19 protein-coding genes are annotated in these 25,044 nt (G+C 68.1%); 10 read left to right on the top strand and 9 right to left on the bottom strand.

Features of this window, described 5'->3' with window-relative positions:
- Nucleotides 1-26: 26 nt before the first annotated feature.
- Nucleotides 27-2,312 carry a protein translocase subunit SecD gene (secD, locus tag C9J87_RS01830; protein ID WP_107704569.1) on the top strand — a complete coding sequence of 762 codons (2,286 nt, stop codon included), beginning with the start codon at nucleotides 27-29 and terminating at the stop codon, nucleotides 2,310-2,312.
- 207 nt (nucleotides 2,313-2,519) lie between these two features.
- Nucleotides 2,520-4,391 carry an ATP-dependent DNA helicase gene (locus C9J87_RS01835; protein WP_084623169.1) on the top strand — a complete coding sequence of 624 codons (1,872 nt, stop codon included), beginning with the start codon at nucleotides 2,520-2,522 and terminating at the stop codon, nucleotides 4,389-4,391.
- 7 nt (nucleotides 4,392-4,398) lie between these two features.
- Here the strand turns inward: C9J87_RS01835 and C9J87_RS01840 are convergent, their stop codons facing one another.
- The 4 genes from C9J87_RS01840 to lexA form a co-directional block, all read right to left on the bottom strand.
- Nucleotides 4,399-5,670, bottom strand: a complete 1,272-nt coding sequence (locus C9J87_RS01840) for an alkaline phosphatase family protein (protein WP_107704570.1) — start codon at nucleotides 5,668-5,670, stop codon at nucleotides 4,399-4,401.
- Nucleotides 5,667-7,364 carry an alkaline phosphatase D family protein gene (locus C9J87_RS01845; RefSeq protein WP_010834674.1) on the bottom strand — a complete coding sequence of 566 codons (1,698 nt, stop codon included), beginning with the start codon at nucleotides 7,362-7,364 and terminating at the stop codon, nucleotides 5,667-5,669. Before C9J87_RS01845 ends, C9J87_RS01840 begins: the two co-directional genes overlap by 4 nt.
- The gene (locus C9J87_RS01850; protein ID WP_051204268.1) at nucleotides 7,361-8,146 is read right to left on the bottom strand and encodes a phosphatase PAP2 family protein; all 786 of its coding nucleotides are present in this window, start codon (nucleotides 8,144-8,146) and stop codon (nucleotides 7,361-7,363) included. Before C9J87_RS01850 ends, C9J87_RS01845 begins: the two co-directional genes overlap by 4 nt.
- Nucleotides 8,147-8,265: 119 nt before the next feature.
- On the bottom strand, nucleotides 8,266-8,994 hold the full coding sequence (gene lexA, locus C9J87_RS01855) for a transcriptional repressor LexA (protein WP_010834676.1): 729 nt from the start codon (nucleotides 8,992-8,994) through the stop codon (nucleotides 8,266-8,268).
- A 263-nt stretch (nucleotides 8,995-9,257) separates the two neighbouring features.
- Here lexA and C9J87_RS01860 point away from each other — a divergent pair, with 263 nt between their 5' ends.
- On the top strand, nucleotides 9,258-9,617 hold the full coding sequence (locus C9J87_RS01860) for a LysM peptidoglycan-binding domain-containing protein (protein WP_051204269.1): 360 nt from the start codon (nucleotides 9,258-9,260) through the stop codon (nucleotides 9,615-9,617).
- A 194-nt stretch (nucleotides 9,618-9,811) separates the two neighbouring features.
- Here the strand turns inward: C9J87_RS01860 and C9J87_RS01865 are convergent, their stop codons facing one another.
- Both C9J87_RS01865 and C9J87_RS01870 read right to left on the bottom strand, forming a co-directional pair.
- Complete coding sequence (locus C9J87_RS01865; RefSeq protein WP_157953084.1) at nucleotides 9,812-10,690, bottom strand: hypothetical protein; 879 nt, start codon at nucleotides 10,688-10,690, stop codon at nucleotides 9,812-9,814.
- A 17-nt stretch (nucleotides 10,691-10,707) separates the two neighbouring features.
- On the bottom strand, nucleotides 10,708-11,265 hold the full coding sequence (locus tag C9J87_RS01870) for a DUF6318 family protein (protein WP_157953085.1): 558 nt from the start codon (nucleotides 11,263-11,265) through the stop codon (nucleotides 10,708-10,710).
- A gap of 192 nt (nucleotides 11,266-11,457) precedes the next feature.
- On the opposite strand from C9J87_RS01870, the gene C9J87_RS01875 reads away from it, so the two are divergent.
- Entirely contained in the window at nucleotides 11,458-12,459 is a 1,002-nt protein-coding gene (locus C9J87_RS01875) for a CAP domain-containing protein (RefSeq protein WP_107704573.1), read from the top strand.
- On the opposite strand, the gene C9J87_RS01880 is transcribed toward C9J87_RS01875, so the two are convergent.
- Nucleotides 12,456-12,812: a hypothetical protein gene (locus tag C9J87_RS01880; RefSeq protein ID WP_157953086.1), complete on the bottom strand. Its 357-nt coding sequence runs from the start codon at nucleotides 12,810-12,812 to the stop codon at nucleotides 12,456-12,458. The two genes, C9J87_RS01875 and C9J87_RS01880, sit on opposite strands and share 4 nt — an antisense overlap.
- A gap of 380 nt (nucleotides 12,813-13,192) precedes the next feature.
- On the opposite strand from C9J87_RS01880, the gene nrdR reads away from it, so the two are divergent.
- The 3 genes from nrdR to C9J87_RS19560 all read left to right on the top strand — a co-directional run bounded on the left by nrdR (nucleotide 13,193) and on the right by C9J87_RS19560 (nucleotide 17,629).
- Nucleotides 13,193-13,666, top strand: coding sequence for a transcriptional regulator NrdR (gene nrdR, locus C9J87_RS01885; RefSeq protein ID WP_010834682.1), 474 nt, complete (start codon nucleotides 13,193-13,195; stop codon nucleotides 13,664-13,666).
- Between the two features lie 96 nt (nucleotides 13,667-13,762).
- A complete protein-coding gene (locus C9J87_RS01890; protein WP_107704574.1) occupies nucleotides 13,763-16,639 on the top strand; it encodes a vitamin B12-dependent ribonucleotide reductase in 2,877 nt (958 codons plus the stop codon).
- A gap of 120 nt (nucleotides 16,640-16,759) precedes the next feature.
- Entirely contained in the window at nucleotides 16,760-17,629 is an 870-nt protein-coding gene (locus C9J87_RS19560) for a hypothetical protein (RefSeq protein WP_156887274.1), read from the top strand.
- Between the two features lie 36 nt (nucleotides 17,630-17,665).
- Here the strand turns inward: C9J87_RS19560 and C9J87_RS01895 are convergent, their stop codons facing one another.
- Nucleotides 17,666-20,740 (bottom strand): DUF3427 domain-containing protein, encoded by a 3,075-nt coding sequence (locus tag C9J87_RS01895; RefSeq protein ID WP_232819805.1) that lies wholly within the window; start codon nucleotides 20,738-20,740, stop codon nucleotides 17,666-17,668.
- 148 nt (nucleotides 20,741-20,888) lie between these two features.
- Here C9J87_RS01895 and C9J87_RS01900 point away from each other — a divergent pair, with 148 nt between their 5' ends.
- Both C9J87_RS01900 and C9J87_RS01905 read left to right on the top strand, forming a co-directional pair.
- A complete protein-coding gene (locus C9J87_RS01900; protein WP_084622946.1) occupies nucleotides 20,889-21,719 on the top strand; it encodes a nuclease-related domain-containing protein in 831 nt (276 codons plus the stop codon).
- Between the two features lie 99 nt (nucleotides 21,720-21,818).
- Entirely contained in the window at nucleotides 21,819-22,097 is a 279-nt protein-coding gene (locus tag C9J87_RS01905) for an excalibur calcium-binding domain-containing protein (RefSeq protein WP_010834721.1), read from the top strand.
- Nucleotides 22,098-22,123: 26 nt separating this feature from the next.
- Here the strand turns inward: C9J87_RS01905 and C9J87_RS01910 are convergent, their stop codons facing one another.
- Nucleotides 22,124-23,575 carry a PhoX family protein gene (locus C9J87_RS01910; RefSeq protein WP_010834720.1) on the bottom strand — a complete coding sequence of 484 codons (1,452 nt, stop codon included), beginning with the start codon at nucleotides 23,573-23,575 and terminating at the stop codon, nucleotides 22,124-22,126.
- Between the two features lie 149 nt (nucleotides 23,576-23,724).
- Here C9J87_RS01910 and C9J87_RS01915 point away from each other — a divergent pair, with 149 nt between their 5' ends.
- A complete protein-coding gene (locus C9J87_RS01915) occupies nucleotides 23,725-25,020 on the top strand; it encodes a hypothetical protein (RefSeq protein WP_156887275.1) in 1,296 nt (431 codons plus the stop codon).
- The last annotated feature ends 24 nt before the right edge of the window (nucleotides 25,021-25,044 follow it).

Below are 25,044 nucleotides of genomic sequence, written 5' to 3' on the forward strand. Positions count from 1 at the left end.
GCGGGCCCTGAGGGAGGATGTCGCGCATGTCACGTGGCGCCCTCGTACGTTTTCTCCTCGTCCTCGGTCTTCTCGGCGGCTGCCTCGCCCTCTCGCTGAACCAGAAGCCCAACCTGGGACTGGACCTGCGTGGTGGCGCGCAGTTCGTCTTCCAGGCGACCGGCACCGAGGAAGCCCCCGCCAACGCCGAGAACGTCGACAAGACCGTCGAGGTGCTGCGCGGACGCGTCGACTCGCTCGGTGTCGCCGAGTCCACGCTGGTCCGCCAGGGCGACGACCGGATCCTGGTCGAGCTGCCCGGCGTCACCAACGACGAGGAGGCGCAGGAGGCCGAGGAGCAGATCGGCAAGACGGCCAAGCTGACCGCCCACCCCGTCATCGGCACCGCCACGAGCGCGGAGCAGAAGCCCAAGAAGGGCAACCAGGTCCTGCCCAGCGACCAGGGCGACATCCTCGAGATCGGCCCCACCGCCCTGAGCGGCGACGACGTCACGGGCGCCGACGCGCTCACCCGGGACGACACCGTGGGCTACGTCGTGGCGTTGGAGTTCAGCGGCAAGGGCGGCGACAAGTGGGCCGACGTCACCGGCAAGGCTGCCTGCAGCCCGCTGGGTGACCCGAAGCGCCGCGTCGCGATCGTCCTGGACGGCAAGATCATCACCTCGCCCGAGGTCAACCAGGGCGTCGCCTGCAAAGTCGGCATCGCGGGCGGCTCGACCGACATCACCGGCAACTTCTCGCAGGCCGAGGCAAAGCAGCTGGCCGCGCTGATCGAGGGCGGATCGCTGCCCCTCGAGCTCGAGCTCATCTCCGACCGCCTCGTCGGCCCGACCCTCGGTGCCGAGGCGATCGACGCCTCGATCGAGGCCGGCATCATCGGCCTGCTGCTGACCGGCGTCTTCATCATCTTCATCTACCGCCTCGTCGGCGCGATGGCGACGATCGCCCTCACCTCCTACGCGCTGCTGGCGTACGCCATGCTGCTCGCGCTCGGCTCGACCCTGACGCTGCCCGGCCTCGCCGGTTTCGTGCTCGCCATCGGCATGGCGATCGACGCCAACGTGCTGGTCTTCGAGCGCGCCCGCGAGGAGTACGCCGCCTATCCGTCGGCCGGGCTCCGGCGCGCGCTGGCGGTCGGCTTCAACAAGGCCTGGTCGGCCATCATCGACTCCAACGTCACCACCCTGCTCGCGGCGGCGCTGCTGTTCATCCTCGGCTCCGGCCCGATCAAGGGCTTCGGTGTGACGCTGTCCATCGGTGTCATCGCGTCCATGATCTCTGCGCTGATCATCGCTCGCGTGCTCTCCGAGATGAGCGTCTCCACCAAGGCGGTCGAGAGCCGTCCTGCGGTGAGCGGTCTCGGCAACGTCGGTCGGGTCCGCGCGTGGCTCGACAGGTCCGACTTCGACATCATGGGCAAGCGCCGCATGTGGCTCGGCATCTCCGGCGCCGCCCTGGTGCTGGCCGTGACCGGAATCGTCACGCAGGGGCTCAACCTCGGCGTCGAGTTCACCGGCGGTCGCCAGCTCGACTACTCGGTCTCCAAGGAGGTCAGCGTCGACGACGCCCGTGAGGCGATCAGCGACGCCGGCTTCCCGCAGGCTGTCGTCCAGGACGCCGACACCGCCGACTTCACGGTGCGCACCGGTGAGATCTCCAACGACGAGGAGCAGCAGATCGAGGACGCCCTCGCCACCATCGGCGGCGAGGTCGACAAGATCGACGACCAGACGATCGGTGCCTCGCTGGGCCAGGAGCTCCGGGACAAGGCTCTGATCGCCTTCGGCATCGCGTTGCTCGCCCAGCTGCTCTACCTGGCGTTCCGCTTCAAGTGGACCTTCGGCGTCTCGGCGGTCGTGGCGATGGCCCACGACGTGGTGCTGGTGGTCGGCATCTTCGCCTGGTTGGGCAAGCCGATCGACGGCATCTTCCTGGCCGCGGCGATGACCATCATCGGTCTGTCCGTCAACGACACCGTGGTCGTCTTCGACCGCATCCGCGAGCGCTGGTTCGGTTCCCGGCCCGACGACAGCTTCTCGGAGATGGCCAACAAGGCCGCCATCGAGACGATGCCGCGCACGATCAACACCGGCCTCGGCACGATGTTCATCCTGGCCGCGCTGGCCGTCCTCGGTGGCGACTCGCTGCGCGACTTCGCGATCGCCCTGCTGATCGGTCTGATCGTCGGCACCTACTCCTCGGTCTTCACCGCGACCCCGTTGCTGACCTACTTCCAGGAGAAGTGGCCGATGAGCAGGGTCAAGCGCGAGAAGGTCGAGCGGACGCCCGAGGACTCGGGCGCAGTCATCTGACGCCGCTGGTTGAGCAACGAGCGCCAGCGAGCGTGTCGAAACCAAGGCCGCTCGCGAGGCGTACGGCGCACTGTCGGTGCTCGCCCGTAGGGTTCTCGGGTGCCTGACACCCAAGCCCGACCCGCGCGCAGCGCCCCCGATGTCTCCGGGGTGCTCGCTGCTGCGGTGACGGCTCTCGGGGGCCAGGAGCGGGCCGGCCAGATCGAGATGGCCCAGCAGGTCTCCCAAGCCCTCGGCGACGGCAAGCACCTCCTCGTCCAGGCCGGCACCGGCACCGGCAAGTCGCTGGCCTACCTCGTCCCGGCGCTGCTCCACCACGACCGCGTGGTCGTCGCCACCGCGACCCTCGCCCTGCAGCACCAGCTGGTCGAGCGGGACATCCCGAGGCTGGTCGAGGCCATCGGCGACCGGGTCGATGCGACGTACGCCGTGCTCAAGGGCCGTGGCAACTACGCCTGCCTGCACCGCATCCGCGAGGGCGTGCCCGACGAGCAGGGCGCCCTGGTCGACGTGCCGACCGGCTCGATGGCCGAGAAGGTGCTGGAGCTGCGCGCGTGGGCCGAGAAGGAGTCCGAGGACTCCGGCACCGGCGAGCGCGACAACGCCCCGCGCCACACCGACCGTGAGTGGCGCCAGGTCAGCGTCAACCACCGCGAGTGCCTGGGCGCGACGAAGTGCCCGTTCGCCGCGGAGTGCTTCGCGGAGCGCGCGCGGGAGAAGGCGCAGCGCTCCCACCTGATCATCACCAACCACTCGCTGCTCGCGATCGACGCGATCGAGGGGGTGCCGATGATCCCCGACTACGACGCGGTGGTCATCGACGAGGCCCACGAGCTGACCGCCCGCGTCACCCAGGCGGCGACCGACGAGCTGGCCGTCAACGACATCGAGCGGGCGTCGCGGCGCTCCCAGCGCTGGGTGGCGGACGACTCCGCCGACCGCCTCGGCGAGGCGGCCGACTCGCTCGCCGAGGCGATCGAGGCGACGTCGCCGGGGCGCATCGAGCAGCTCGGCGACCAGCTCGGCGAGGCGCTGGCGCTGGTGCGCGACGCCGCCCGCACGTGTCTGTCGGCCTTCCCCAAGGAGACCCCCGGCGGCGACGGCGGTGACGCCGGGCGCACCCAGGCCAAGGGCATGGTGCAGGACGTCTTCGCCAACGCCGAGCGGATGGCCGCCAACCTCGACAGCGACGTGCTGTGGCTCAACGAGGCCCGCGACCGCATCCCCGCCCGGCTGCACGTCGCGCCCCTGCAGGTGTGGGGGCCGATGCGCGACAAACTGCTCACCGACAAGACGGTCGTGTTCACCAGCGCGACGCTGATGCTGGGCGGCGACTTCAACGCCGTCGCGTCCACGCTCGGGCTCAAGGCGACCGAGCGGGAGGCGCCCTCACGCTCCGGCGACGTGCTGCCGTGGCGCGGCATCGACGTCGGCTCGCCCTTCGACTACGGCCAGCAGGCGATCCTCTACGTCGCTCGCCACCTGCCGCCTCCCGGACGCGACGGCCTCGTGAAGGCCCAGCTCGACGAGATCTGCGAGCTGGTCGATGCTGCCGGCGGGCGCACCCTCGGGCTGTTCTCGTCGCGCCGCGCGGCGGAGGCTGCGGCCGAGGTCGTGCGCGAGCGCCTGCCCCACCTGACCACCCTCGCCCAGGGCGACGCCCAGCTGCCCGAGCTGGCCAAGCAGTTCGTCGAGGACCCCCACACCTGCCTGTTCGGCACGCTGTCGCTGTGGCAGGGGCTCGACGTTCCGGGTGAGACCTGCCAGCTCGTCCTGATCGACAGGATCCCCTTCCCGCGCCCCGACGACCCGCTGATGTCAGCGCGACAGAAGGCCGCCGACCGCGCAGGTGGCAACGGCTTCATGCAGGTCGCCGCCACCCACGCCGCGCTGCTGCTGGCCCAGGGGGCCGGGCGACTGATCCGCACGACGACGGACCGGGGGGTTGTCGCCGTACTCGATCCGAGGCTGGCGACCGCGCGCTACGGCTCGTTCCTCAAGGCCTCCCTGCCGCCGATGTGGACCACGACCGACCCAGCCCTCGTGCGCAAGGCGCTCGCGCGCCTGGCCGAGGGCTGAGCCCGCTTCAGCGCCGGCGCGGCAACCGCGACTGACCGTCGTAGCCGCCCTTCGGCGCACCCAGCCCGAAGAAGTCCGTCAGCGTGGGCGCGACGTCGATCGTCCTCGCCTCCGCCGACGCGCTCGCGCCGCGGGGGACGCGCGGGTGCCCGCCCGCGAGGAAGAACGGGATCGGCTTCGTCGCCGGATGGCCGTGGTTGCCGGGGATCGGGTTGGAGTGCAGTGCGGGATCGCTGAAGCGCCAGCCCGCCCGGCAGAACACGACGACGTCACCGCCGACCGGGCCGGTGCGCAGCCAGGTCGTACGGCGAGGGTCGTGCGCGCTGAGCACGCCGGGCGTCGCCTGGGCGATCGCGATCATCCGGGCCACGGCCGCGTCGTGCTGGGCGGCTGCACCCGTCCAGTAGAGGAGGTCGGCGCCGCCGTTGTCGGCGATCACCACCTTGCCGGCGAGCAGCGGGTCGGCGTCCACCGCCGGCTGGAGGCTGATGACCGCGTCGGGGCGCGACCAGTCCATCGAGTGGTCGGCCAGCACGATCACCAACGACTGCGACCAGCGTCCGGCTGCCTTCAGCGCGTCGACGAATCGGCCCACCTGGAGGTCGGTCGAGGCCAGCGCCGCCTGCCGGAGCAGCCGGAGGTCGACCGGGCCGGTGACGTCGCTGTGGCCCATCCGGTCGATGTCGCCGAGGTTGACGAACATCAGGTTGGGGTCGTGCTGCTCGAGCATCGCGAGGGTGGCCGCCATCGTGAACGCGTCGGGCGCGTGGCCGGACACGGGCACGATGGGCGCGGGCTCCCAGCGGTGCGTCGCGCGGGTGCCGAAGATGCCGTAGAGGTACTCCTTCGAGAGCACCGTCCCGGTCGTGAAGCCGTCCCGGCTGAGGCGCTCGATGACGGTACGCGCCTTGAGGTCCGAGGGCTTGTCCAGGTCGCGGACGACGCCGAGCGAGCGGTCGTAGACCGAGTTGGCCGGCACGCCGCTGCGATCGGGACGGACCCCGGTCATCATCATCACGTGGTTGGGGATCGTCTCCATGATCGGCACCGACGAGGCGTAGGGGTGGTTGAGGCCGGAGGAGCGCAGCGCGCTCGTGCGCGGCATCAGCAGCGGCGTGATCTCGTCGGGCCGGCAGCCGTCGAGCACGAGGACGTAGGCCCGCTGGAGCCTGTCGGCGGCGGGGCGCGCCGCCGCGCCGGGCGCCGACGACAGCGTGACGGCCAGGCCGCCGGCGCCCGCGAGGGTGATGAAGCTGCGGCGGTCCAGGGTGGCGCTCATGCGACGGGCTTCGCGACGGGGACGACGTGGTTGGCGCCGGAGGCGGTGGCCCACGACGCGCTCCAGCTCGCCGGGGCCGCAGGGTCACGACGGTCGCCGATCACGAACCAGTCCATCTGCGCGCGGGCCGCGGTGACGTCGAGGACCGAGAAGCCGTGGTCGTCGAAGTTGAGGTACTTCACGTGCCGGTTGTTGGCCTGGATGATCCCCTCGACCACGAGGCTGCTCGTGCGCGCGGGGGTGCCGGTGATGTCCTTCAGGTTGTTCGAGGTGACCGACGAGCAGACGAACTCGACGCCCGCGGACTCGCTCAGCGGATAGGTCGCGATGTCCTGCGGCAGGTCGCACGCCCACGCTGAGTGGATGTCCCCGGTCAGGAACACCACGTCACGCAGCCGCCGGTCCCGGATGTGGGTGAAGAGCTCGCGACGGTCGTCGGTGTAGCCGTCCCACTGGTCCACGTTGTACGGCGCCCCGTCGCGCGGCAAGATCCCGGTGACGTCGTTGACGGGGTCGACGAGATCGGTCGGCAGCTGCGCGAAGGTGACCGGCGCGATCATCACCGGGTTGCCGACCAGCTTCCACTGCGGGCGTGCGCGCCGCAGCGCACCGAGCAGCCAGTCGAGCTGCGCGCGGCCGGTGATGGTGCGCTCGGGGTCGCTGACCCTGGCCTCGAGGGTCGGCACGGGACTGGGTGTTGTGGTGGGGACCTGCTCGTCGCGGTGGGTGCGCAGGTCGAGCATGCTCAGCTGCGCGAGCTTGCCGAAGGTCAGCTCGCGGAAGAGCCGCGTGCCGTCACCCACCTGCGCGGTGCCCTCCATGAGGACGGGCAACCACTCGTCGTACGCCCGATGGGCCCGCGCCCGGCGCGCGGCGTAGTCGCCCTCGGCGGCCTGGTGGTTCTGCGCTCCCTCTGCCCACTGGTCGTTGGTGACCTCGTGGTCGTCCCAGGTGACGATGAAGGGGTAGCGCGCGTGCAGCGCCTGGAGGTCGGGGTCCTGCTTGTACTGCGCGTGCCGCTGGCGGTAGTCGGCCAGCGAGACCATCTCGTGCGCCGGCACGTGCGATCGCACGTCGACGTCGGACTGTCCGTAGCCGTACTGGCCCGGGCCGTACTCGTAGAGGTAGTCGCCGAGGTGCAGGATCGCGTGCAGGTCGTCGCGCTTCGCGAGGTGGCGGTAGGCCGAGAAGTGGCCCGCCTGCAGGTTGGCGCACGACACGACGCCGAGCCGGAGGTTGTCGGGGCTGGCGGTGGCGCGCGGCGCCGTCCAGGTGCGGCCGACGGGGCTGACGTGGCGGCCGACGCGGAAGCGGTAGAAGTGCCAGGTGTCGGGCGCCAACCGCGTCGCGTCGATCTTGACAGTGTGGTCTCGCGCCGCGCTGGTGCGCGCGGTGCCGCGACGGACGACCTTGCGGAAGCGCTCGTCGAGCGCGACCTCCCACTCGACGTCCACGGCCGAGCCGCGGCCCGACCCGGGAGTCGCGTCCGGCGAGGGAGTCACCCTGGTCCAGAGGACGACCCGACCCGGTCGGGGATCACCGGAGGCGACGCCGTGCTGGAAGACGCGATGCTCCTGGCCGGGCTTGGCTGCGACGCCGGCGCTGGCCGCGGCACTCGCGGCGGTTGCGGCGGTCAGGGCTCCGGCGGAAGCGAGGATCGTACGGCGCGGAACGGGGCGCGAGGTCTGGGTCACGCATGTAGCAACGACGCAGAGGCCTCGAGATCACGCGGGGCGACCGGACGTTCATTCGTTGTTTGCCAGGCCAGGAGCACGATGGCCCAGCCGGCGACCACGTCGAGGAGCCAGTGGTTGCCGGTGCCGACGACCACGACGGCAGTCAGCACGGCGTGCGCCCAGCCGACGGAGCGCAACCCGCGGTGGGTCGTCGCGGCGCTGATCGCGAGCGCCACCCACAGCGCCCAGCCGGCGTGCATGCTCGGGAAGGCGGCCAGCTGGTTGGTCAGCCAGCCCATGCCCTGCGGTGCCGACGCGGCCTCGCCCCACCAGCCGCTGTCTGCGTGTAGCGCCATCAGGTCGGCGTAGCCGACGAGGCGTGGGGGAGCGGTCGGCATCAGCAGGTAGCCGACGAGTGCGACGAGGGTGCTCGCGACCAGGACCTGCCGGGCACGCGGATAGAGCGCGGCGCGTCGCCGGTAGAGCCAGCCGAGCACGACGGCGGTGCCGACGTAGTGGGCCGTCGCGTAGTAGTAGGCCGCCAGCAGGCCCGCCACGTCGTGGTCGACGAACCAGCCGACGGCTGTCCGTTCCAGGTCCAGCAGCAACGTCACCTCGATGTCGACGATCCGCATCGCTCGCTCACGCGCCGGCGCGAGGGCGTCGTCGGCGAACACCCGCGAGGCGGCGTACGCGATGTAGAGCAGCGCGATGAAGCCGAGCTCGCGCAAGCCGCGACGACTCCGCTGGAGCTGTGCAGCGGAGTCGGAAATGGTCGGGCGTGGGGCAAGGATCGTCACGGTTCCAGACAAGCCCGGGCGACGGCTGACCGGCATCGGGCTTGTCCCCGGTCGACCCCGGGGATCCGGTCGCGGAACCCCGGGGTCGCCTGCAGGTGTCGGTCAGGGGTGACCTCGCCTCACACGCGGCGCAGGACCGCGGTCACCTTGCCCAGGATGGTCGCGTTGGTGCCGTCGATCGGGTCGTAGTTGACGTTGTGCGGCAGCAGCCAGACGTGTCCGTCCTTGCGCTGGAACGTCTTGACCGTCGCCTCGCCGTCGATCAGCGCCGCGACGATGTCGCCGTTCTCGGCCGTCTGCTCCTGGCGGATCACGACGTAGTCACCGCTGCAGATCGCTGCGTCGATCATCGAGTCGCCCGACACCTCGAGCATGAACAAGGTGCCGTCGCCGACCAGCGACTTGGGCAGCGGGAAGACCTCCTCGATGCGCTCGTCGGCCAGGATCGGCCCGCCGGCGGCGATCCGTCCGACCATCGGCACATAGGTCGCCGGGGGCGCGGCGTCGCCGATGTCGGTCTCGTCGTACGTCGACTCGTCGGCGCTCGACATCGAGCGGCGTGCGGCCATCACCTCGGGCAGGAACACCTCCAGCGCGCGCGGCCTGTTGGGGTCGCGTCGCAAGAAGCCCTTCTCCTCGAGGGTCTTGAGCTGATGGGCGACGCTGGAGGAGCTGGTGAGCCCGACCGCGGCGCCGATCTCGCGCATGCTCGGGGGATAGCCGCGGGTCTCGATGGCGTCCTTGATCGTGGCGAGCACCCGCTGCTGGCGCGGCGTGAGTCCCGTGGCGTCCGGCGGCCCGTCGGGCATGGCCAGGACCTTTGCGTCCGGTGCTTCCTTCTTCGCCATGGCGGCTCCTCCTGCAGTCGGTTGGTTTCACCGTAGTCATCGCCGAGCAGTTGTTCAAACATTTGTTCGAAGGCGTGTCGGCCTCAGAGGACTCCTGACGTGTCGAACAATTGTTCGTCCGAGCGCTTGCATCGTTCGAACACATGCTCTACCGTCGTACACACGTTCGATCGAACGTCTCTTCGACCCGCTGCCGATGTCGGTGGCTCCGTCTAGACATTCCCTCGACACCACGACCGGCTGATCTTCCCCAGGAGGCCAACATGAGCACCCTCAGCATTTCCCCCACCTTCTCCGCCCCGCGCGTCTCTCGCGCCCCGCAGTCCAGCGTGCGCCTGACGCGCCGCGGCCGCGTGGTCGTGTTCCTCGCGGCGCTGGCCCTGCTGCTCCTCGCGGCCTTCTTCCTCGGCTCCGTCGCCGTGGGCTCCGAGACGCCCGGCCAGGCCGAGCCGACCGAGATCGTCATGGTCGGCACCGGCGACACCCTCTGGGGGATCGCCGCCGAGCTCGACGTCGAGGGCGACATCCGCTCCACCATGCGCGAGATCGAGCGGCTCAACGCCCTCGACTCCGTCGCGCTCTCCGCGGGCCAGAAGCTCCGCGTCCCGGTCAGCACCGACTGACCGACTCACAGCCTCCGCCAGCCGACTCGACCCCGGCTGGCGGGCCGGGGAAGACGAGGGGCGGGCCACTTCCGTGGCCCGCCCCTCGCGGCATTTGCTCGTGGTCTCGTTGTTTGCCGCCGACCGTGTGGTTCTGGTGTCTGCCCGTGACAACAGAGCCACACAGTCCAGCCGCGCTGGGGACGAGTGACCCGTCAGTTCGGACTCGTGACGAGCTGCGGCTTCGCCTCCAGCACCCCGAGAGTTGCCGGAGCGCCGACCTTGGTGACGGTTCCGTCGACCGGGCGCCAGTCCTTGTCACCGACGACCTTGAACTGTGCCGACCATGTCGTGTCGACGCTCACCTGGGCCGCGTCCAGCGTCGTGGTGTAGACGTGCGTGATGAAGCCTGCGCTGTCGACGTCGGCTCCCTCGGTCCACTTCACTCCCGCTACTGCAGACTCCTGCTCGGTCCCGTCGCCGTGGTGCCACACGAAATGGCTCGGCCAGACTTCGAGGACCAGATTGATCTTCACCTTCTCGAGGGTGACCGGGATCTGATGCCGCTCAGCCTGGGTCGACAAGATCGTCTTGAAGTTGACCAGCGTCTCGCCGCCTGGCGGCTGGATCTCGATCGTGGAGGCAGGTAGTTCGACCCTCTTGAAGGCACTCAGTGCCTCGCCGGGGATGTCGACCGTTGGCGTCTGCGCACCGGGGTCAACGGGGTCGCCGGGCTCAATGCATTCAGTGGAGCTCTCTGTGGGCCGTCCGGGCATCGTGACGTAGACGGTGAACACTGATCCGCCCTCACCGCACCCGAGTTGCTCTCCCGACGGGCAACCGAAGGCGCTGCCGTCATGCGTGGGGTCTCCCCGCAAACAGACAGGCTTGTAGATCACCACGGGCTGAGGACCTGTTGACACTTCCTGCCCGACATTCTCGGAAGTGTCCTGCTCGGTGATGGGGTTCGACGACTGCTCGGCAGTGGCGGTTAGAACGTTCTGGTTCGGATCGACGGTGACGTCCGAATGTGCGCCGCCGTGATTTGCCCACCCCGGGGAGGGGTGGCCTAGCAACATCAGCATGAAGGCCAACGTGAGGAGGCGATGACTCATTGGAGGACCACCAACTCCTGCATGAGCCACCCAGACTTGATCCAAGTCAATGAGGCTTCATAGGTGGACGTCGTAGCCACGTGTGGACGCACGACGCTCTCGCCTGCCTCGCGCACACGCTCAGCAGGCGCAAAGACCCGCACTGCGACCTGGGCCTTGCCGTTCTTGGGTCGGGATGTGACGACCGTCTGCCTGACGCGCCACGGTTTGCTCTCGTAAAGGGCGCCGGGAGCGTGCAGTTGCTGGAGGACGTCAAGGAAGGAGGCGCACGTCTTGCACGAAGGCGCACTGGCTGCCCTGAATGGCTCGAAGTCGGCTTCCAATCGAGCGCCATTCAGCAGGTCGATCCAGTGCTCTGCGAACGCGACGGCACCGTCCTCGGTCTGCTCGTCCCATGGCTCCGGAGCCGAGGTCGACTCAGTCTCCGTCGGCTCACTCGTGGGCGAGCTCGTCTCCGGCATCTGTGGCACAGGCGGGTCGTCGGCACAGCTGCCGAGGAGCAGCGGGAGCGCGACGGCGGCGAGCGCGATGCGGCGTACGAACACATTGGACATGTGAGCCTTCTTCCCCGAGTGGGCCCGGCCCGAGCCGGACGACGACACGCTAATTGAGATTCCGTGCCGGCACGAGCCCGGCTCCAGACGCTGTGGAGAACCTCACGGGGCGTGACGCGACGGTCCGGCGTTCGTTCTCAGGGCAACGTCGATAACGTGGCTCTCGCCGGTCCATCTCGGGAAGGACACAGGATGCGCCTACGTCACATCGCCGCGGCAGTGGTCCCGTTGCTCGTCGCAGCGGGCCTGGTGCCGGGTGCGGATGCGCGGGTCCCGCACGAGCCGCAGCCCCGTTCCGAGTCAGAGGTCAGCAGCCCGGTCACCTCGCGCGCCGCGATGGCGATCGACACCAGGGACAAGGCTGAGGTGCAGGCGGTGTACCGGCAGCTGTGGCGAAGTGCCGACGCCCAGCGCCCGGAGTGGGTGGGCGGCGACGTCCGGACCTGCCAGTCGGGCCGGCTCTCGGGCGGCTCGACCAACAAGCAGCTCGGCGCGATCAACTTCGCGCGTCTGCTCGCCGGGCTCACGCCGCTCGCGCTCGACTCCGACTCGGTCGAGGAGGCGCAGGCGGCGGCGATCATGATGACCGCGAAGAACGCCGTCAACCACTACCCGCCGAAGTCGTGGCCGTGCTGGTCGCAGCTGGGCTACGACGCGGCGGGCCTGTCCAACCTCTACCAAGGCGTGCGTGGTGAGTCCAACGCCGCCAAGATCGAGTCCTACCTCGACGACTGGGGCAACATCAACCACGAGGTCGGCCACCGGCGCTGGTTCCTCTACCCCTACCTGACGGCGATCGGCATCGGGGGTACGGCGACGGCGAACGTGTCCTACCTGTTCGGCCAGCCCTTCAACGATGCTGCGCCCAACCCGGAATGGGTCAGCTGGCCGGCCGCCGGGTGGTTCCCGAGCCGGCTCGACCCGCGCGGCAGGTGGTCGCTGTCCAGTGGCGACGACGGCGCCGACTTCTCCGATGCGACGGTGCGGGTGAAGTTCGCCCAGAAGTGGGTCAAGGGCATCACCGTGCACGAGCCCGAGACCTCCCCGGGCAAGCCGACGCTCGTGTGGGAGATGCCCGACTACTGGCCGACCGACCCCGTCGGGAAGGCGCGCGTCATGGTCGAGGACATCACCATCGACGGCATCTCCGGTCATCGAGAGATTTACTCGGTGAAGTTCTTCCGCAGCCGCTAACGCGCGGCGCGACGCCCACCGGTCGGGCGCGAGGCGACGGGCGTGGGCGCAGGTGCTGTGGCCTCTGCCTCGGCGGGATCCTTCGTGATCCCGAGCGCGCGCAGGAGGCGCGACACGAAGAGCAGGCCCGCGAACAGGCAGGCCACGGCACCCAGCGACGCCAGCGCGAGGAACGCCCACGCGCTGGAGTCACCCGCGCGCCCCGACGTACCGAAATCGATGGCGAGATAGACGAGATAGCCCCACGCGACCAGGCAGCCGGTGATGGCGAGGGCGAACATGAGCGCCGGCCGGTTGAACGACGTCGACGGCTTCGTACTTCGACGCGATCCTGCCCGCTTACCCGTAGCCACGGGGTCATTGTGGCTGATCACACCCAACCGCGTGGTCGCTTTGGGGTACGGCGCCGGCTCGACACGCCGTGGTCTGGACCCGTCTCAGGAGCCCCAGGAGCCACTGACCTGCGGTTTTGCGCGCCCGCGCCACGGAGCCAGAAGATCGCCGGGATCGCCGCTTGCCAACCCCTGGGGACGCGACGTACGGTTACCACTACATCTAGTAGTTACACCGGTGTGGTTTTCCACATCTAGTTCACAAGAGCCGGCCCTGATTGCACAGCTTCGGCTCCGTTCTCCACAGGAAACATCCACTGCTCCACATGCGTTGACACCCTAGAGAGGGTGTTTTCGGCGCGCCTGCAGTCGACCACACAGCCTCGGAAGGAGGTCTCGCGATGCACTGTCCCTACTGCCGCAAGACCGACACCCGCGTGCTGGACTCCCGCGTCGCCGACGACGGCTCGTCGATCCGGCGCCGCCGGGTGTGCGCTGCCTGCGAGAAGCGCTTCACGACCGTCGAGCAGATGCAGCTGATGGTGCTCAAGCGCAGTGGTGCGAGCGAGCCGTTCAACCGTGACAAGGCCATCGCCGGTGTCCGCAAGGCCTGCAAGGGCCGCCCGGTCACCGAGGACCAGCTGGCCTGCCTGGGCCAGGCCGTGGAGGACGCACTGCGCCTCTCCGGCCAGGCCGAGATCAACGCCAACGAGGTCGGCCTGGCGATCCTGAGCCCGCTGCGCGAGCTCGACGAGGTCGCCTACCTCCGCTTCGCCAGCGTCTACCGCGCCTTCGCCTCGGCGGAGGACTTCGAGAACGAGATCGAGATGCTGCGCACCGAGCGCCGCCTCACCCAGCCAGTCACGACTGGCTGACCCAGACTGCCCGGCACGTGGTGGGGAAGCCGCGTGCCGGGCATACCAACAGATGAAGCACCAACGACCGATCCAGACGGATTCGAAGGAGAACCCATGACCGAGACGCATGTCACCGGGGCCGGCCTCACGCTGGAGCGCGTCTTCAGCACGGAGGGCACGCACCCCTACGACGCGATCAACTGGGAGCGTCGCGACGTCGTCCAGACCAACTGGAAGACCGGCGAGGCCGTCTTCGAGCAGCGCGGCGTGGAGTTCCCCGACTTCTGGAGCGTCAACGCCTCGACCATCGTCACCACGAAGTACTTCCGTGGCGCGGTCGGCACCGACGTGCGTGAGTGGAGCCTCAAGCAGCTCATCGACCGGGTCGTGAAGACCTACACGAAGGCCGGCATCGACAACGGCTACTTCAAGTCCACCGGCGACGCCGAGATCTTCGAGCACGAGCTGACGTGGCTGCTGGTCAACCAGTACTTCTCCTTCAACTCCCCGGTCTGGTTCAACGTCGGCACGCCCTCCCCGCAGCAGGTCTCCGCGTGCTTCATCCTCTCCGTCGACGACTCGATGGACTCGATCCTCAACTGGTACAAGGAAGAGGGCTTCATCTTCAAGGGCGGCTCCGGTGCCGGCCTCAACCTCTCCCGCATCCGTTCGTCCAAGGAGCTGCTCTCGAGCGGCGGTACGGCGAGCGGCCCCGTCTCCTTCATGCGCGGCGCCGACGCGTCCGCCGGCACCATCAAGTCGGGCGGCGCCACGCGTCGCGCGGCCAAGATGGTCGTCCTCGACGTCGACCACCCCGACATCGAGGAGTTCGTCGAGACGAAGAAGAACGAAGAGGACAAGATCCGCGCCCTGCGCGACGCCGGCTTCGACATGGACCTCGGCGGCAAGGACATCACGTCCGTGCAGTACCAGAACGCCAACAACTCGGTCCGCGTGACCGACGAGTTCATGCGTGCAGTCGAGGACGGCACCGACTTCGGCCTGCGTGCCCGCGGCACCGGCGAGGTCATCGAGCGCGTCGACGCCCGTGAGCTCTTCACCAAGATCAGCGAGGCCGCCTGGGCCTGCGCCGACCCGGGTCTGCAGTACGACGACACGATCAACGACTGGCACACCAACCCGGAGACGGGCCGCATCACCGCGTCCAACCCGTGCTCGGAATACATGTCGCTCGACAACTCGTCGTGCAACCTGGCCTCGCTCAACCTCCTGAAGTTCCTGAAGGAGGACGACACGTTCGACGCCGCCCTCTTCGCGAAGGCCGTCGAGTTCATCATCACCGCGATGGACATCTCGATCTGCTTCGCCGACTTCCCGACCGAGCCGATCGCCCAGACGACCCGCGACTACCGCCAGCTCGGCATCGGCTACGCCAACCTCGGCGCGCTGCTGATGGCCATGGGCCTGGGCTACGACTCCGACGGCGGTCGCTCGATGGCGGCTGCCATCACCTCGCTGATGACGGGCACGTCGTACAAGCGCAGCGCCGAGCTCGCCGGGATCGTCGGTCCCTACGCCGGCTACCAGCGCAACGCGGAGGCCCACAAGCGGGTCATGCGCAAGCACCAGGCCGCCAACGACGTGGTGCGCGTCCTGCACACCGAGGACAGCCGTGTGCTCAAGCTCGCGACGGCGGCCTGGGCCGACGTCATCGCCACGGGTGAGAAGAACGGCTTCCGCAACGCGCAGGCCTCGGTGCTCGCGCCGACCGGCACCATCGGCTTCATGATGGACTGCGACACGACCGGCATCGAGCCCGACTTCTCGCTGGTGAAGTTCAAGAAGCTCGTCGGGGGCGGCTCGATGCAGATCGTCAACCAGACGATCCCGCGTGCCCTCGAGAAGATGGGCTACCAGCCCGAGCAGGTCGAGGCCATCGTCGCCTTCATCGGCGAGAACGGTCACGTCATCGATGCACCCGGCCTCAAGCAGGAGCACTACGAGGTCTTCGACACCGCGATGGGCGCCCGCTCGCTCAAGCCGATGGGCCACGTGCGGATGATGGCGGCCTGCCAGCCGTTCCTCTCCGGCGCGATCTCCAAGACCGTCAACCTCCCGGAGACCGCCACGGTCGAAGAGGTCGAGGACGTCTACATGCAGTCCTGGAAGCTCGGTCTCAAGGCGACCGCGATCTACCGCGATTCCTGCAAGGTCGGCCAGCCGCTCTCCGACGGCAAGTCGGACCAGGCCAAGCGCGACCAGGGCCAGCACGTCGAGGGCGACGACGTCGCCGAGGCGACCAAGGTCATCGAGAAGGTCGTCTACGCCCCCACCCGCAAGCGCCTCCCGAAGTCGCGCGTCTCGCGCACGACGAGCTTCACGGTCGGCGGCGCCGAGGGCTACATGACCTCCGGTGCGCACGACGACGGCGAGCTGGGCGAGGTCTTCCTCAAGCTCGGCAAGCAGGGCTCGACCCTGGCCGGTGTCATGGACGCCTTCTCCATCGCCGTCTCGATCGGCCTGCAGTACGGCGTCCCGCTGGAGACCTACGTCTCGAAGTTCACCAACCTGCGCTTCGAGCCTGCCGGCCTGACCGACGACCCGGACGTCCGTATGGCGCAGTCGCTGATGGACTACGTCTGGCGCCGTCTGGCCCTGGACTACATGTCCTTCGAGGACCGCGCCGGCCTCGGCATCTACTCTGCCGAGGAGCGTCAGCGCCAGCTCGAGACCGGTTCCTACGAGCCGATCGTCGAGGAGACCGGCTCGGCCTCCGAGCTCGTCTCGGTCGAGGACGTCGTGGTCGAGGACGCCGAACCGCTGGTTGAGCAGGGCGAGGAACGAGGCCGTGTCGAAACCAAGGCGACCATCGAGGCGCCCTCCGGTGTCCACACCTCCGCCGAGCTCTTCGAGAAGCTCACCGGCACGGCCGTGGACAGCCCGCTCTGCATGACCTGCGGGACGAAGATGCGCCCCGCTGGCTCGTGCTACGTCTGCGAAGGGTGCGGAAGCACCAGCGGCTGCAGCTGATTGATTGAATAGCGAAACGGTCTCGACACCCCTCACGGTGTCGGGGCCGTTTCGCTGTCGGTGGGCACTGCTAGAAAAGATCGCAAGACAAACGCGGGGTCGGGAAAGTGCAGTTCGAAAATGACCGACCCACCGCTACCTAGGAAACGGCGACGTATGCGACCGGCCGCGGCCGAGATCGAGCCAGACACACCGATCTGGTGTCCATGGTGCGAGGCCGAGCATCCGGCGTCGGCGTTCAACAAAGAGACGCGCAGGTACAGCGGCCTATCGGCGATCTGCCGTGCCGCGTGGGCGGAGAAGCGCCAACTCCCCGAGGAGCGCGAGCGCACGCGCCAACGCAACAAGCGTCGCTGGGCAGACCCTGAATATCGAGGGCGAAGCCTTTTGGCCTCCGTCGAGCGGCGGAAGACGAAAGGGCAGGAGGACCTCAGAAGAGCACGTGCTCGTCTCCAAGGCATCGTGGACGACTGGAAGAGTCAAGGATGTGTCGACTGCGGCTACGCCGATATTCGGGCGATCGACCCCGACCACCGCGAGGGCGAGGTCAAGGTCGGGCACGTGAGTCGACTGGTGACACTCTGCGCCTCCGCCGCTCGCATCCGCGAAGAGCTCGCGAAGTGCGACCCGCGGTGTGCGCGCTGCCATCGACGCGTGACGCATCAGCAGCGCTTCTCAAAGACTCGGCGCGCTGATCGGAATCCACCGTCGTGGCAGCGACGGATCGATATGCAAGACGAAAACGACGCCATCAAGCTTCGTCGAGGTTGCGCCGACTGTGGTTGGCGGAGCTGGGCACGAGGGCTCGACTGGGATCACGTGCGCGGACCGAAGGTGGCCACGATCGCAATCCTGATTGGCAAGATCCGGCCATGGCCCGAAGTGCTGGTGGAGATGGAGAAGTGCGAGGTGGTCTGCGCGAACTGTCATCGCATCCGAACCTGCGAGCGTCGGCTGAGCGAAGCCGTGCCGAGCGATCCGAATCGCTGACGAGCTGCGGCAGAGCTGCACTCGAGGCGGAGTGCCCTACTGCGCCACCGCGGAGGCGTGGTTGAAGAAGTCCGTTGGCATCGGGGTCTCGAGCTTCCACGTAATCGCGATTGGCCGATCTCCGCTGTGCGACACGTAGGTCGCCGGCCCAAGGAACAGATATGGCGACGTGCCGAAGTCGTCCCTCGGCTGCTGGCGGACGAACAGCAGCACAGTTGACGAGCCATCGAGGTAGCGCCGCCCCGTGGGTGAGTTCACTGACGTTGTCGACTGTGTCTCCCAGTGGAACAGGTCGCGTGAGATGGGGTAGTCGGCGTACATCGTCGTGGGTGAGTAGTCGGCCTCGGACTTCTTGAGCGTGATGAAGAAGGCGTCGACGTTGAGATGAGCCGAGTAGTACACGCCCTCCCGGAAACTGTTGGGCAGCCGCGGGAAGTCGAGGGCGGGGAGGATCTCCTCGCGCTGGTAGCGAGCGTGGACCTGGAGTGGGACATCGGCGAGAAGTCCGGGCAGCGCGAAGGGGACGTGTCGCGCGTCCTCAAAGCTCAGGTCGACAACGCTCGCGACTTCAGCTCGCGTTGCAGCTTCGCGGCGCAGTGCATCGAAGCCTTCGGAGACCGATGCGAAGCCGCCGCCGTCGTACCAGAACGAGTAGTAGAGCATCCGGGCGAGCCGCTGTTCCTCTGGCGACAGGTCGTCATAACGGTGGGCGTCGTCGGCCAATAGCGACCTATAGGCATCTGCCCGCTGCGGGTCGTCGACGTGCGTGAATGCGCGCACGCGACGAAGCATTTTTTCCTCGTGCTCGTCGCCGGGGAGCGTGTCGAGTCCCGCGTCCTGGCGAAGCTTGGTCCACGAGCGGCTGCCCTGCCGCAGGACGTCGCTGAGCTCGAGCCCTGACGTTTCCAGAAATGACCCAAGAGAATCGTCTTTCGTGGCGCGGAGTTGCCCGACGATCTTGCTCCACTTGCCTGCGAGCTGAGACTTGAGGTTCTCCAGCACGACCGCCTGCGTCTGCTTGTCCAACCGCACCTGACAGCCAGACGGTAAGAACGGGAAGTCCTCCGCGACCGCCTTCTCGAGGTGCTTCCCGTGGATGCCGGTAAGCACGGCGAACTTGCTCGAGAAGTTGAACTCCTTGCGGTGATAGCCGACGAAGTCGAGCACCGTCAGCACCGCCTTGCGCTGCGTCCGGCGCAGTCCGCGGCCCAGTTGCTGCATGAAGATCGTCGCGCTTTCCGTGGGGCGCAGGAACAGCACCGTGTCGACGTCAGGAAGGTCGAGACCTTCGTTGAAGACGTCAACCGTGAACAGCACGTTGACCTCGGCCGAGCGCAGGAATCGCAACGCCTCCGACCGGTCTGAGCCAGGAGTTCCGCCCGTGACCGTGCGTGCAGGAATGCCTGCGTCATTGAAGACGCGGGTCATGTACTCCGCATGGGCGACGCTGACGCAGAAGCCCAGCGCGCGCATCTCTCCGACGTTGACAATCTTGTCGCGTACCTGACTCAGCACGATTCGAGCGCGAGCGTCGTTGCCTGTGTAGACGTCGGCCAGTTGACCCTCGTCGTACCGTCCACGACTCCACGCGATCTGTCGCAGGTCGGTGCCGTCGGCGACGCCGAAGTAGTGGAAGGGGCAGAGGAGATCCTGCCCAAGGGCGTCCCAGAGCCGGAGCTCTGCTGCCGTTCGACCCTCGAAGAACGACCGGACATCCGTGCCATCAGCGCGTTCAGGCGTTGCGGTCAGCCCGAGCAGTTCTCGTGGCTGAAGGTGTTCGAGGATCCGCTGGTAGGTCGCCGCCTGAGCGTGGTGGAACTCGTCGATGACGACTACCTCGTAGGCGTCTCGCGGGATCTTGGCAACTCCGTACGACGTCAACGACTGAACACTGGCGAAGACGTGCTTCCACCGTTCCGGACGCTGCCCGCCGACGTACAACTCGCCGAAGTCGCCGTCCGCCAGCACCTCGCGATACACCCGCATGGACTGCTCGAGGATCTCGCGACGGTGGGCAACGAACAGAAGACTGGGTGGTCGGCCACCGGCTTGGGCGACCTGGTGCCGGTAGTCGAGGGCTGCGATGACGGTCTTCCCGGTGCCTGTTGCCGCGACCACGAGATTGCGGTGCCGGTCGTGGAGGACTCGCTCAACCTCAAGCGCGTCGAGCATCTCCTGTTGGTAGGGGTAGGCCCGGACTTCGAGTCCGACGGTGCTCATGGTGACGCGATCGGAACCCTTGCCTCCCTTCGCTTCCAGGAGGGCATCGTCGAGGCGGTCCCCGTCGCGGTCGGGGTCGTAGCTCTCGAACTCGGGGCTGTTCCAGTAGGCATCGAAGGTGGCTCGGAACTTGTCCATCAAGCTCGGCGTCGCTGCTGTGCTGAGTCGGACGTTCCATTCGACGCCTTCGAGCATCGCGGAGGTCGTGAGGTTCGACGATCCGACGTAGGCGGTGTCGAAACCCGTGTTCCTCCCGAAGAGCCAGGCCTTCGCATGGAGGCGAGTTCGCTTCGCGTCGTACTGCACCTTGACCTCGGCGCCGAAGTCGCGGACCAGACGGTCGAGCGCTTCGCGTTGAGTGCCGCCGATGTACGTCGTGGTGACGACTCGAATCGGAATGCCCGCGTCACGCGCAGTCGCGAGCTCGCCTTCGATGAGGCGCAGCCCGTGCCACATGACGAACGCACAGAGCAGGTCGATCGAGTCGGCGGAGTCGATCTCCGCGCGTAGTTCCGAAGCCAGGCTTGGTTCGCCGTGCGCGTTCGTCAAAAGCGCTGCGTCGTTGAGCGGTGTCTTGGGGCGGTGTCGGAGCCGCGGCGTACGACCGGGGCCGTCGGGGAGTCGCAACGCCCGCAGCTCTCGCACCGGGTCACTCATGGGATCCGGGACGGCTTCGATTGCGCCGAGCACGGCATTGGCTGCCGCCAGCCGGGCGACGGGATCTTTGATGGAGGCCAACCGCGAATGCAGGGCCTTGGCGATGTGCCGCGTGAGCACGTGGGACTGGTCCGCGTCGTCGACCTTGCCGAGCTCGGGTTCAAAGCCCTGGAGCGAATCCAGGGATAGCTCGAGCCCGGCCGTGACCACGTGTTCGTACAAGCCCTCGCGCACGCTGCGTACCTTGCCAGCTTGAGCTCGGACATTCCCTCGAACCGACGAATCGGAAGGTAGACGTTGCCCGTCGCGCTTTTTCGATTCCTCGTCGAGTTGAACGTGAGCTGTGTTTGGATCTGCGCGGATAGCAAAACGGGAGAGTGGCATGGCCGGGGAATCAGCGCGTGAGCAAGCGAGCCGCCAGCGGGCGAAGGCTGCCCGACTGATCGAATCAGCCGATCGTTGGGAACGCGGCGCAAACGGGGAAGTCGCTGTCGCCTCCGCTCTAGCCGAACTCGAGGCCAGCGGCTGGACGGTGCTTCACGACCTCGCCTGGCCGGGTAGGAAGTACGCGAACATCGATCACGTCGCAATCGGCAATGGACGTGCGTTCGTCATCGACGCCAAGAACTGGAGTGGCGATGTCGCAACGCGTGGAGGGATCCTGCGGCAGAACGGGCGCAGTCGGGCCAAGGAGGTTGCAGCTGTCGCGGAAGCGGCAAGCGCTGTCGCTGGCCTCATCCCCGAATCTTCTGAAGCCGCCGTGAGGCCCGTGCTCTGCCTCGTTCGCGATGACTGGTTCGCCGAGCGTTTCGGAGAGGTCCTGGTCTGCTCCAGCCAGAACCTCGTGGCGCAGCTCCGCGCTCAGCCGGCTTGCCGCGAACCTGTGTCGGCCGGTGACCTCGCTCAACTGAAAGACGCCCTCGTGGCTCACAGGACAGTCGAGCGTCAGGTTCGCCCTCGCACCACCTCGCCGGTGCGCATGAGCCGCAGGAAGAGTGGCAAGAAGCCAAGCGCGGGCGCAATGGTCGCTGCCGTCGCGACGATTGCGCTGGTCCTGTCCCAGCCGACGTGGTTCACCTCAGCGATGCAGCGAGCGTCGGAGGAAATCGTGGCCCTGCTCGCGCCGTCGACCGCCCATCCAATCCCGGTCGAGAAGTCGCCAGCCAAAACCCCACGGCCACGGAAACAAGAGAAGGTAAAAAACGGCGGCTGAGCCCGCCAAGACTGCGATTCCTCTGACACGGCCCTGGTTCCCGACGCAGACTCGAGTCGCCGTCAGATAGACGGCCCATCAGCCGTCCTGGGGGACCACATGAAGAAGAAGCTTGCCGCCGCTGCAGCCCTGTCGCTGCCCTGCCTCGCGTTCACGGCGGTGGCCGCAGACGCCGCCGCCGTACCCGCCAAGTGGGCGAACTGCACGACGGTCAACAAGCGTCTTCCGCACGGTGTCGGTCTTGCCAAGGCTCGCGACAAGACATCCGGCACGCCGGTGACGACCTTCCGTCGCGACTCGGCGCTGTACCGAGCGGCCGATGCCGCCAACGGTGGCCTCGACCGCGACAACGACGGCATCGCCTGCGAGAAGGCGTAGCCGGCCGGCCGATTTGTTGGGCGGGCTCAGACCCCGATCTCGTGCCACGGCCCCCAGATGGCGAAGGTGCGCCCGCGACTGGCCTGGATGTTCACGAACAGCGTCCGCCCGCCCTGGCTGAAGGTCGACCCGGCGAACTCGTCGTTGGTCGGGTTCAGGGCGATGTCGAAGAGGTTGCCCTCCTTGGACAGGCCGCGGATGTAGTTGTTGTCGGTGTTGTCCTCGCAGACGACGAGCGTGCCGCGGGGCGAAGTGGTGATGTTGTCCGGCAGGTCGAGCACCATCCGGCCGGAGGACTGGAAGGCGCAACGGAGGGTCCCGCTGCCGGTTTCGTAGGCCCACACCTGTCCGAAGCCGCGGCCGTAGCCGGCGGGGTTCTCGTTGCCGGTCTCGGCCTCACCACCGCCCTGCGTCGAGGTGAAGTAGACGACCCCGGCACGTGACACCTGTCCCTCGAGCCGGGAGAAGTAGGCCGCACCCTGGGCCCAGCCCTGCCGTGCGACGTGGGTGATCGCCTCGTTGTTGCTGGTCGGCGCGGTCTCGCCAGGCGTGTAGGGGAAGTCGGGGGCCGGGTCGGCGATCGGCACCCATTCGGTCTCGTACGTCGCACCCTGCACCTGCGCCGCTTCGAGATGCGCGTTGTCGATCCCGACGATCTTGAGCATCTCCAACGTCCCGCCGTCCTCGAGCCGGCCGACGAGCATCGGGTCGGTCGGGGGCTTGTAGCGGTAGAAGCCGGAGGCGAAGCCGAAGTCGTCCTCGGTGAGGTAGAGGTAGCCGCTCTCCGGGTCGTAGGACACCGCCTCGTGCGCGAAGCGCCCGGCCGATCGGATCGGCTGGCGCGACGACTGCCCCTCGCCCGGGAACGCGCTGGCCGGCACCTCGAAGACGAAGCCATGTGGCTTGGTGAGCGACACGTTGGAGGTGCCGGTGAAGTCGGGGCCGACGTCCGGGCCGTTGATCGTCTCCTCGCAGGTGACCCAGGAGCCCCAGGGCATCTCGCCGCCCGAGCAGTTCATCATCGTGCCGTTGAGGCTGGTGAAGGACCGGATCACCTCGCCCCGGCGCGTCACCTGGATCGTCGTGGTGCCGCCACCCGCGCGCGAGTCATACGGATTGCCGGGGCCGAACGCCGCCGGTACCGGGTTGTTGACCTCGTGGTTGCGCACCAGCAGCACCGTGCCGTCGGGGCCGGGGAAGGCGCCCATCCCGTCGTGCCGACCGGGCAGGGTCGTGCCGTCGGTCAGCACCACCGGAGTCGTGGTGTCGTGGAACGAGCGGTAGCGGAAGCCCTCCGGCACGTGCAGGCGCACGACACCGTCGCGCTCGTCGGGGACAGGGAAGAGAGCGACCGCCTGAGGTGTGGTCTTGGCCGAGGCCGGGCCGGCGGCCACCAGGCCTGCGAAGGGACCGGCCAGCGAGGCGGCAGCGGCGGTCTTGAGGATGGTGCGGCGTTCGAGCGACTGGTCTGTCGACATGGCTGTGAGGTCCTCCGAGGTCAAGGTGCTGATCTCGGGACACTAGGCCTGCGATGGGCGGGTGTAAACGGTCCTGGGCCCAGTCGCCTTTGTCCACAGATCGCCCGAGGGGTCTGGTGCCGGCGACGCGTTCCGGTTGGACTGAGGCCATGCCCACATCACGCCACCGCCGCAAGGGACGCACCCGCCGTACGACACCGTCGCGACCCGTCGAGAAGGTCGACCGGCGAGACCCGTTCCTGGTCAACGCGCCATGGCTCAGACGGATGCTCGAGGTCGACTCGGTCGAGGCCCGCGGCGATGCCGTCGAGGCGCTGCGTCTGATCGAGGAGATGCCGAACGGCCCGGACGGTCGTCCGTGGTGGCGGCCCTCACGGATCCGCAGGCTCAGGCAGATCGTCGACCTCGAGGACGCGGCGCCGGCGTGGGTCTGGGCGAGGTGGGTGGTGGCCCAGGCCGCCCAGGCAACGCCGGGAAACCCGAACCGTGCCCTGGAGGTGGCGGTCGCAACCCGCGGCGGCCGCAGCACGTTGTGGGGCGTCGACGACACCGATGCGCAGTCGAAGGTCATGGACCACGACTGGGTCTACCGGCAGCTCGTCCTGCATGAGTACGGCGGCCTCGCGGAGTTCATCAGGACCCGGGCCGGCAAGGTGTTGCTCGGACGCGCGGCGGGCGTCGAACGCTGGGTCTCCGCGCCGATGGGTGGCTTCGAGCTCTTCATGGAAGAGGCGGACCGGATCCTGTGGTTCGACCTGTCAACGAGGGCGGTGGTCGAGACGATCAACTTGGGGGCGGCGGCGATGCTGGCCGACGGCGAGTGCGTGATCGGGCGACTCGTCGAGTCGGACGGGGTCGCTCTCTTCGAGAGCGCGCCCCTGTGCGTGCCTCCCGACCGGCTGGGTGGGTGGATGCCGTCGCCGACGGCTGCCGCGGACGCCCTGGGCGCGGTCATGTCCCAGCTCGTGGCGCGGCTCCACGAGTTCGACCTCCTGTTCGACCTGCCGCAACGAGTACGTCGACAGCTGGTCCAGCCTGCCGACCCTGACCTGAGCTCCGACCAGGTCGGCACCGGTGGCAACGGTCAGGAGTACGACGCCGCGCTCGTCCTCGCTGCGCTGGCCGGCGAGATCGACGTGGAGGGCGACGGTGACAGCGACTGCACCTGCGAGCGGTGCAACGAGGGGTCGCGGCCACTGGCGCCGTTGGTGGCCGCCGCCGTTCTCGAGCCCGGCACCGTCGAGGCGCTGACTCCACTGCTCGTCGCTTCCGATTCGCGGGCGGTCATGCACCTGGCCCGGGTCCTCGCCGCACCTGCCGACGAGGTGTGTCTCGGTTGGCACACCAGCTGGCCGATGCGGCGTGAGGTTGCTTGGCCGACACCGGAGCCCACAGGTCCCCTTCTCGTGTGGGAGCGGGCCTCAGGGGCGGCCGTGAGCGCATGAATGGAATGTCGGCCACCCATTGAC

Source organism: Nocardioides allogilvus, from assembly GCF_003047285.1.
GTDB lineage: Bacteria > Actinomycetota > Actinomycetes > Propionibacteriales > Nocardioidaceae > Nocardioides > Nocardioides allogilvus.

What these genes read in the sequence shown, in the direction of transcription:
- lexA (WP_010834676.1), bottom strand. Translation starts at nt 8,994, where the DNA reads ATGGCGAAGAAGGAAGCACCGGACGCAAAGGTCCTGGCCATGCCCGAC.
- secD (WP_107704569.1), top strand. Translation starts at nt 27, where the DNA reads ATGTCACGTGGCGCCCTCGTACGTTTTCTCCTCGTCCTCGGTCTTCTC.
- C9J87_RS01860 (WP_051204269.1), top strand. Translation starts at nt 9,258, where the DNA reads ATGAGCACCCTCAGCATTTCCCCCACCTTCTCCGCCCCGCGCGTCTCT.
- C9J87_RS01835 (WP_084623169.1), top strand. Translation starts at nt 2,520, where the DNA reads ATGGCCCAGCAGGTCTCCCAAGCCCTCGGCGACGGCAAGCACCTCCTC.
- C9J87_RS01875 (WP_107704573.1), top strand. Translation starts at nt 11,458, where the DNA reads ATGCGCCTACGTCACATCGCCGCGGCAGTGGTCCCGTTGCTCGTCGCA.
- C9J87_RS01900 (WP_084622946.1), top strand. Translation starts at nt 20,889, where the DNA reads ATGGCCGGGGAATCAGCGCGTGAGCAAGCGAGCCGCCAGCGGGCGAAG.
- C9J87_RS01840 (WP_107704570.1), bottom strand. Translation starts at nt 5,670, where the DNA reads ATGAGCGCCACCCTGGACCGCCGCAGCTTCATCACCCTCGCGGGCGCC.
- C9J87_RS01910 (WP_010834720.1), bottom strand. Translation starts at nt 23,575, where the DNA reads ATGTCGACAGACCAGTCGCTCGAACGCCGCACCATCCTCAAGACCGCC.
- C9J87_RS01890 (WP_107704574.1), top strand. Translation starts at nt 13,763, where the DNA reads ATGACCGAGACGCATGTCACCGGGGCCGGCCTCACGCTGGAGCGCGTC.
- C9J87_RS01915 (WP_156887275.1), top strand. Translation starts at nt 23,725, where the DNA reads ATGCCCACATCACGCCACCGCCGCAAGGGACGCACCCGCCGTACGACA.
- C9J87_RS19560 (WP_156887274.1), top strand. Translation starts at nt 16,760, where the DNA reads ATGACCGACCCACCGCTACCTAGGAAACGGCGACGTATGCGACCGGCC.
- C9J87_RS01905 (WP_010834721.1), top strand. Translation starts at nt 21,819, where the DNA reads ATGAAGAAGAAGCTTGCCGCCGCTGCAGCCCTGTCGCTGCCCTGCCTC.
- nrdR (WP_010834682.1), top strand. Translation starts at nt 13,193, where the DNA reads ATGCACTGTCCCTACTGCCGCAAGACCGACACCCGCGTGCTGGACTCC.
- C9J87_RS01870 (WP_157953085.1), bottom strand. Translation starts at nt 11,265, where the DNA reads ATGTCCAATGTGTTCGTACGCCGCATCGCGCTCGCCGCCGTCGCGCTC.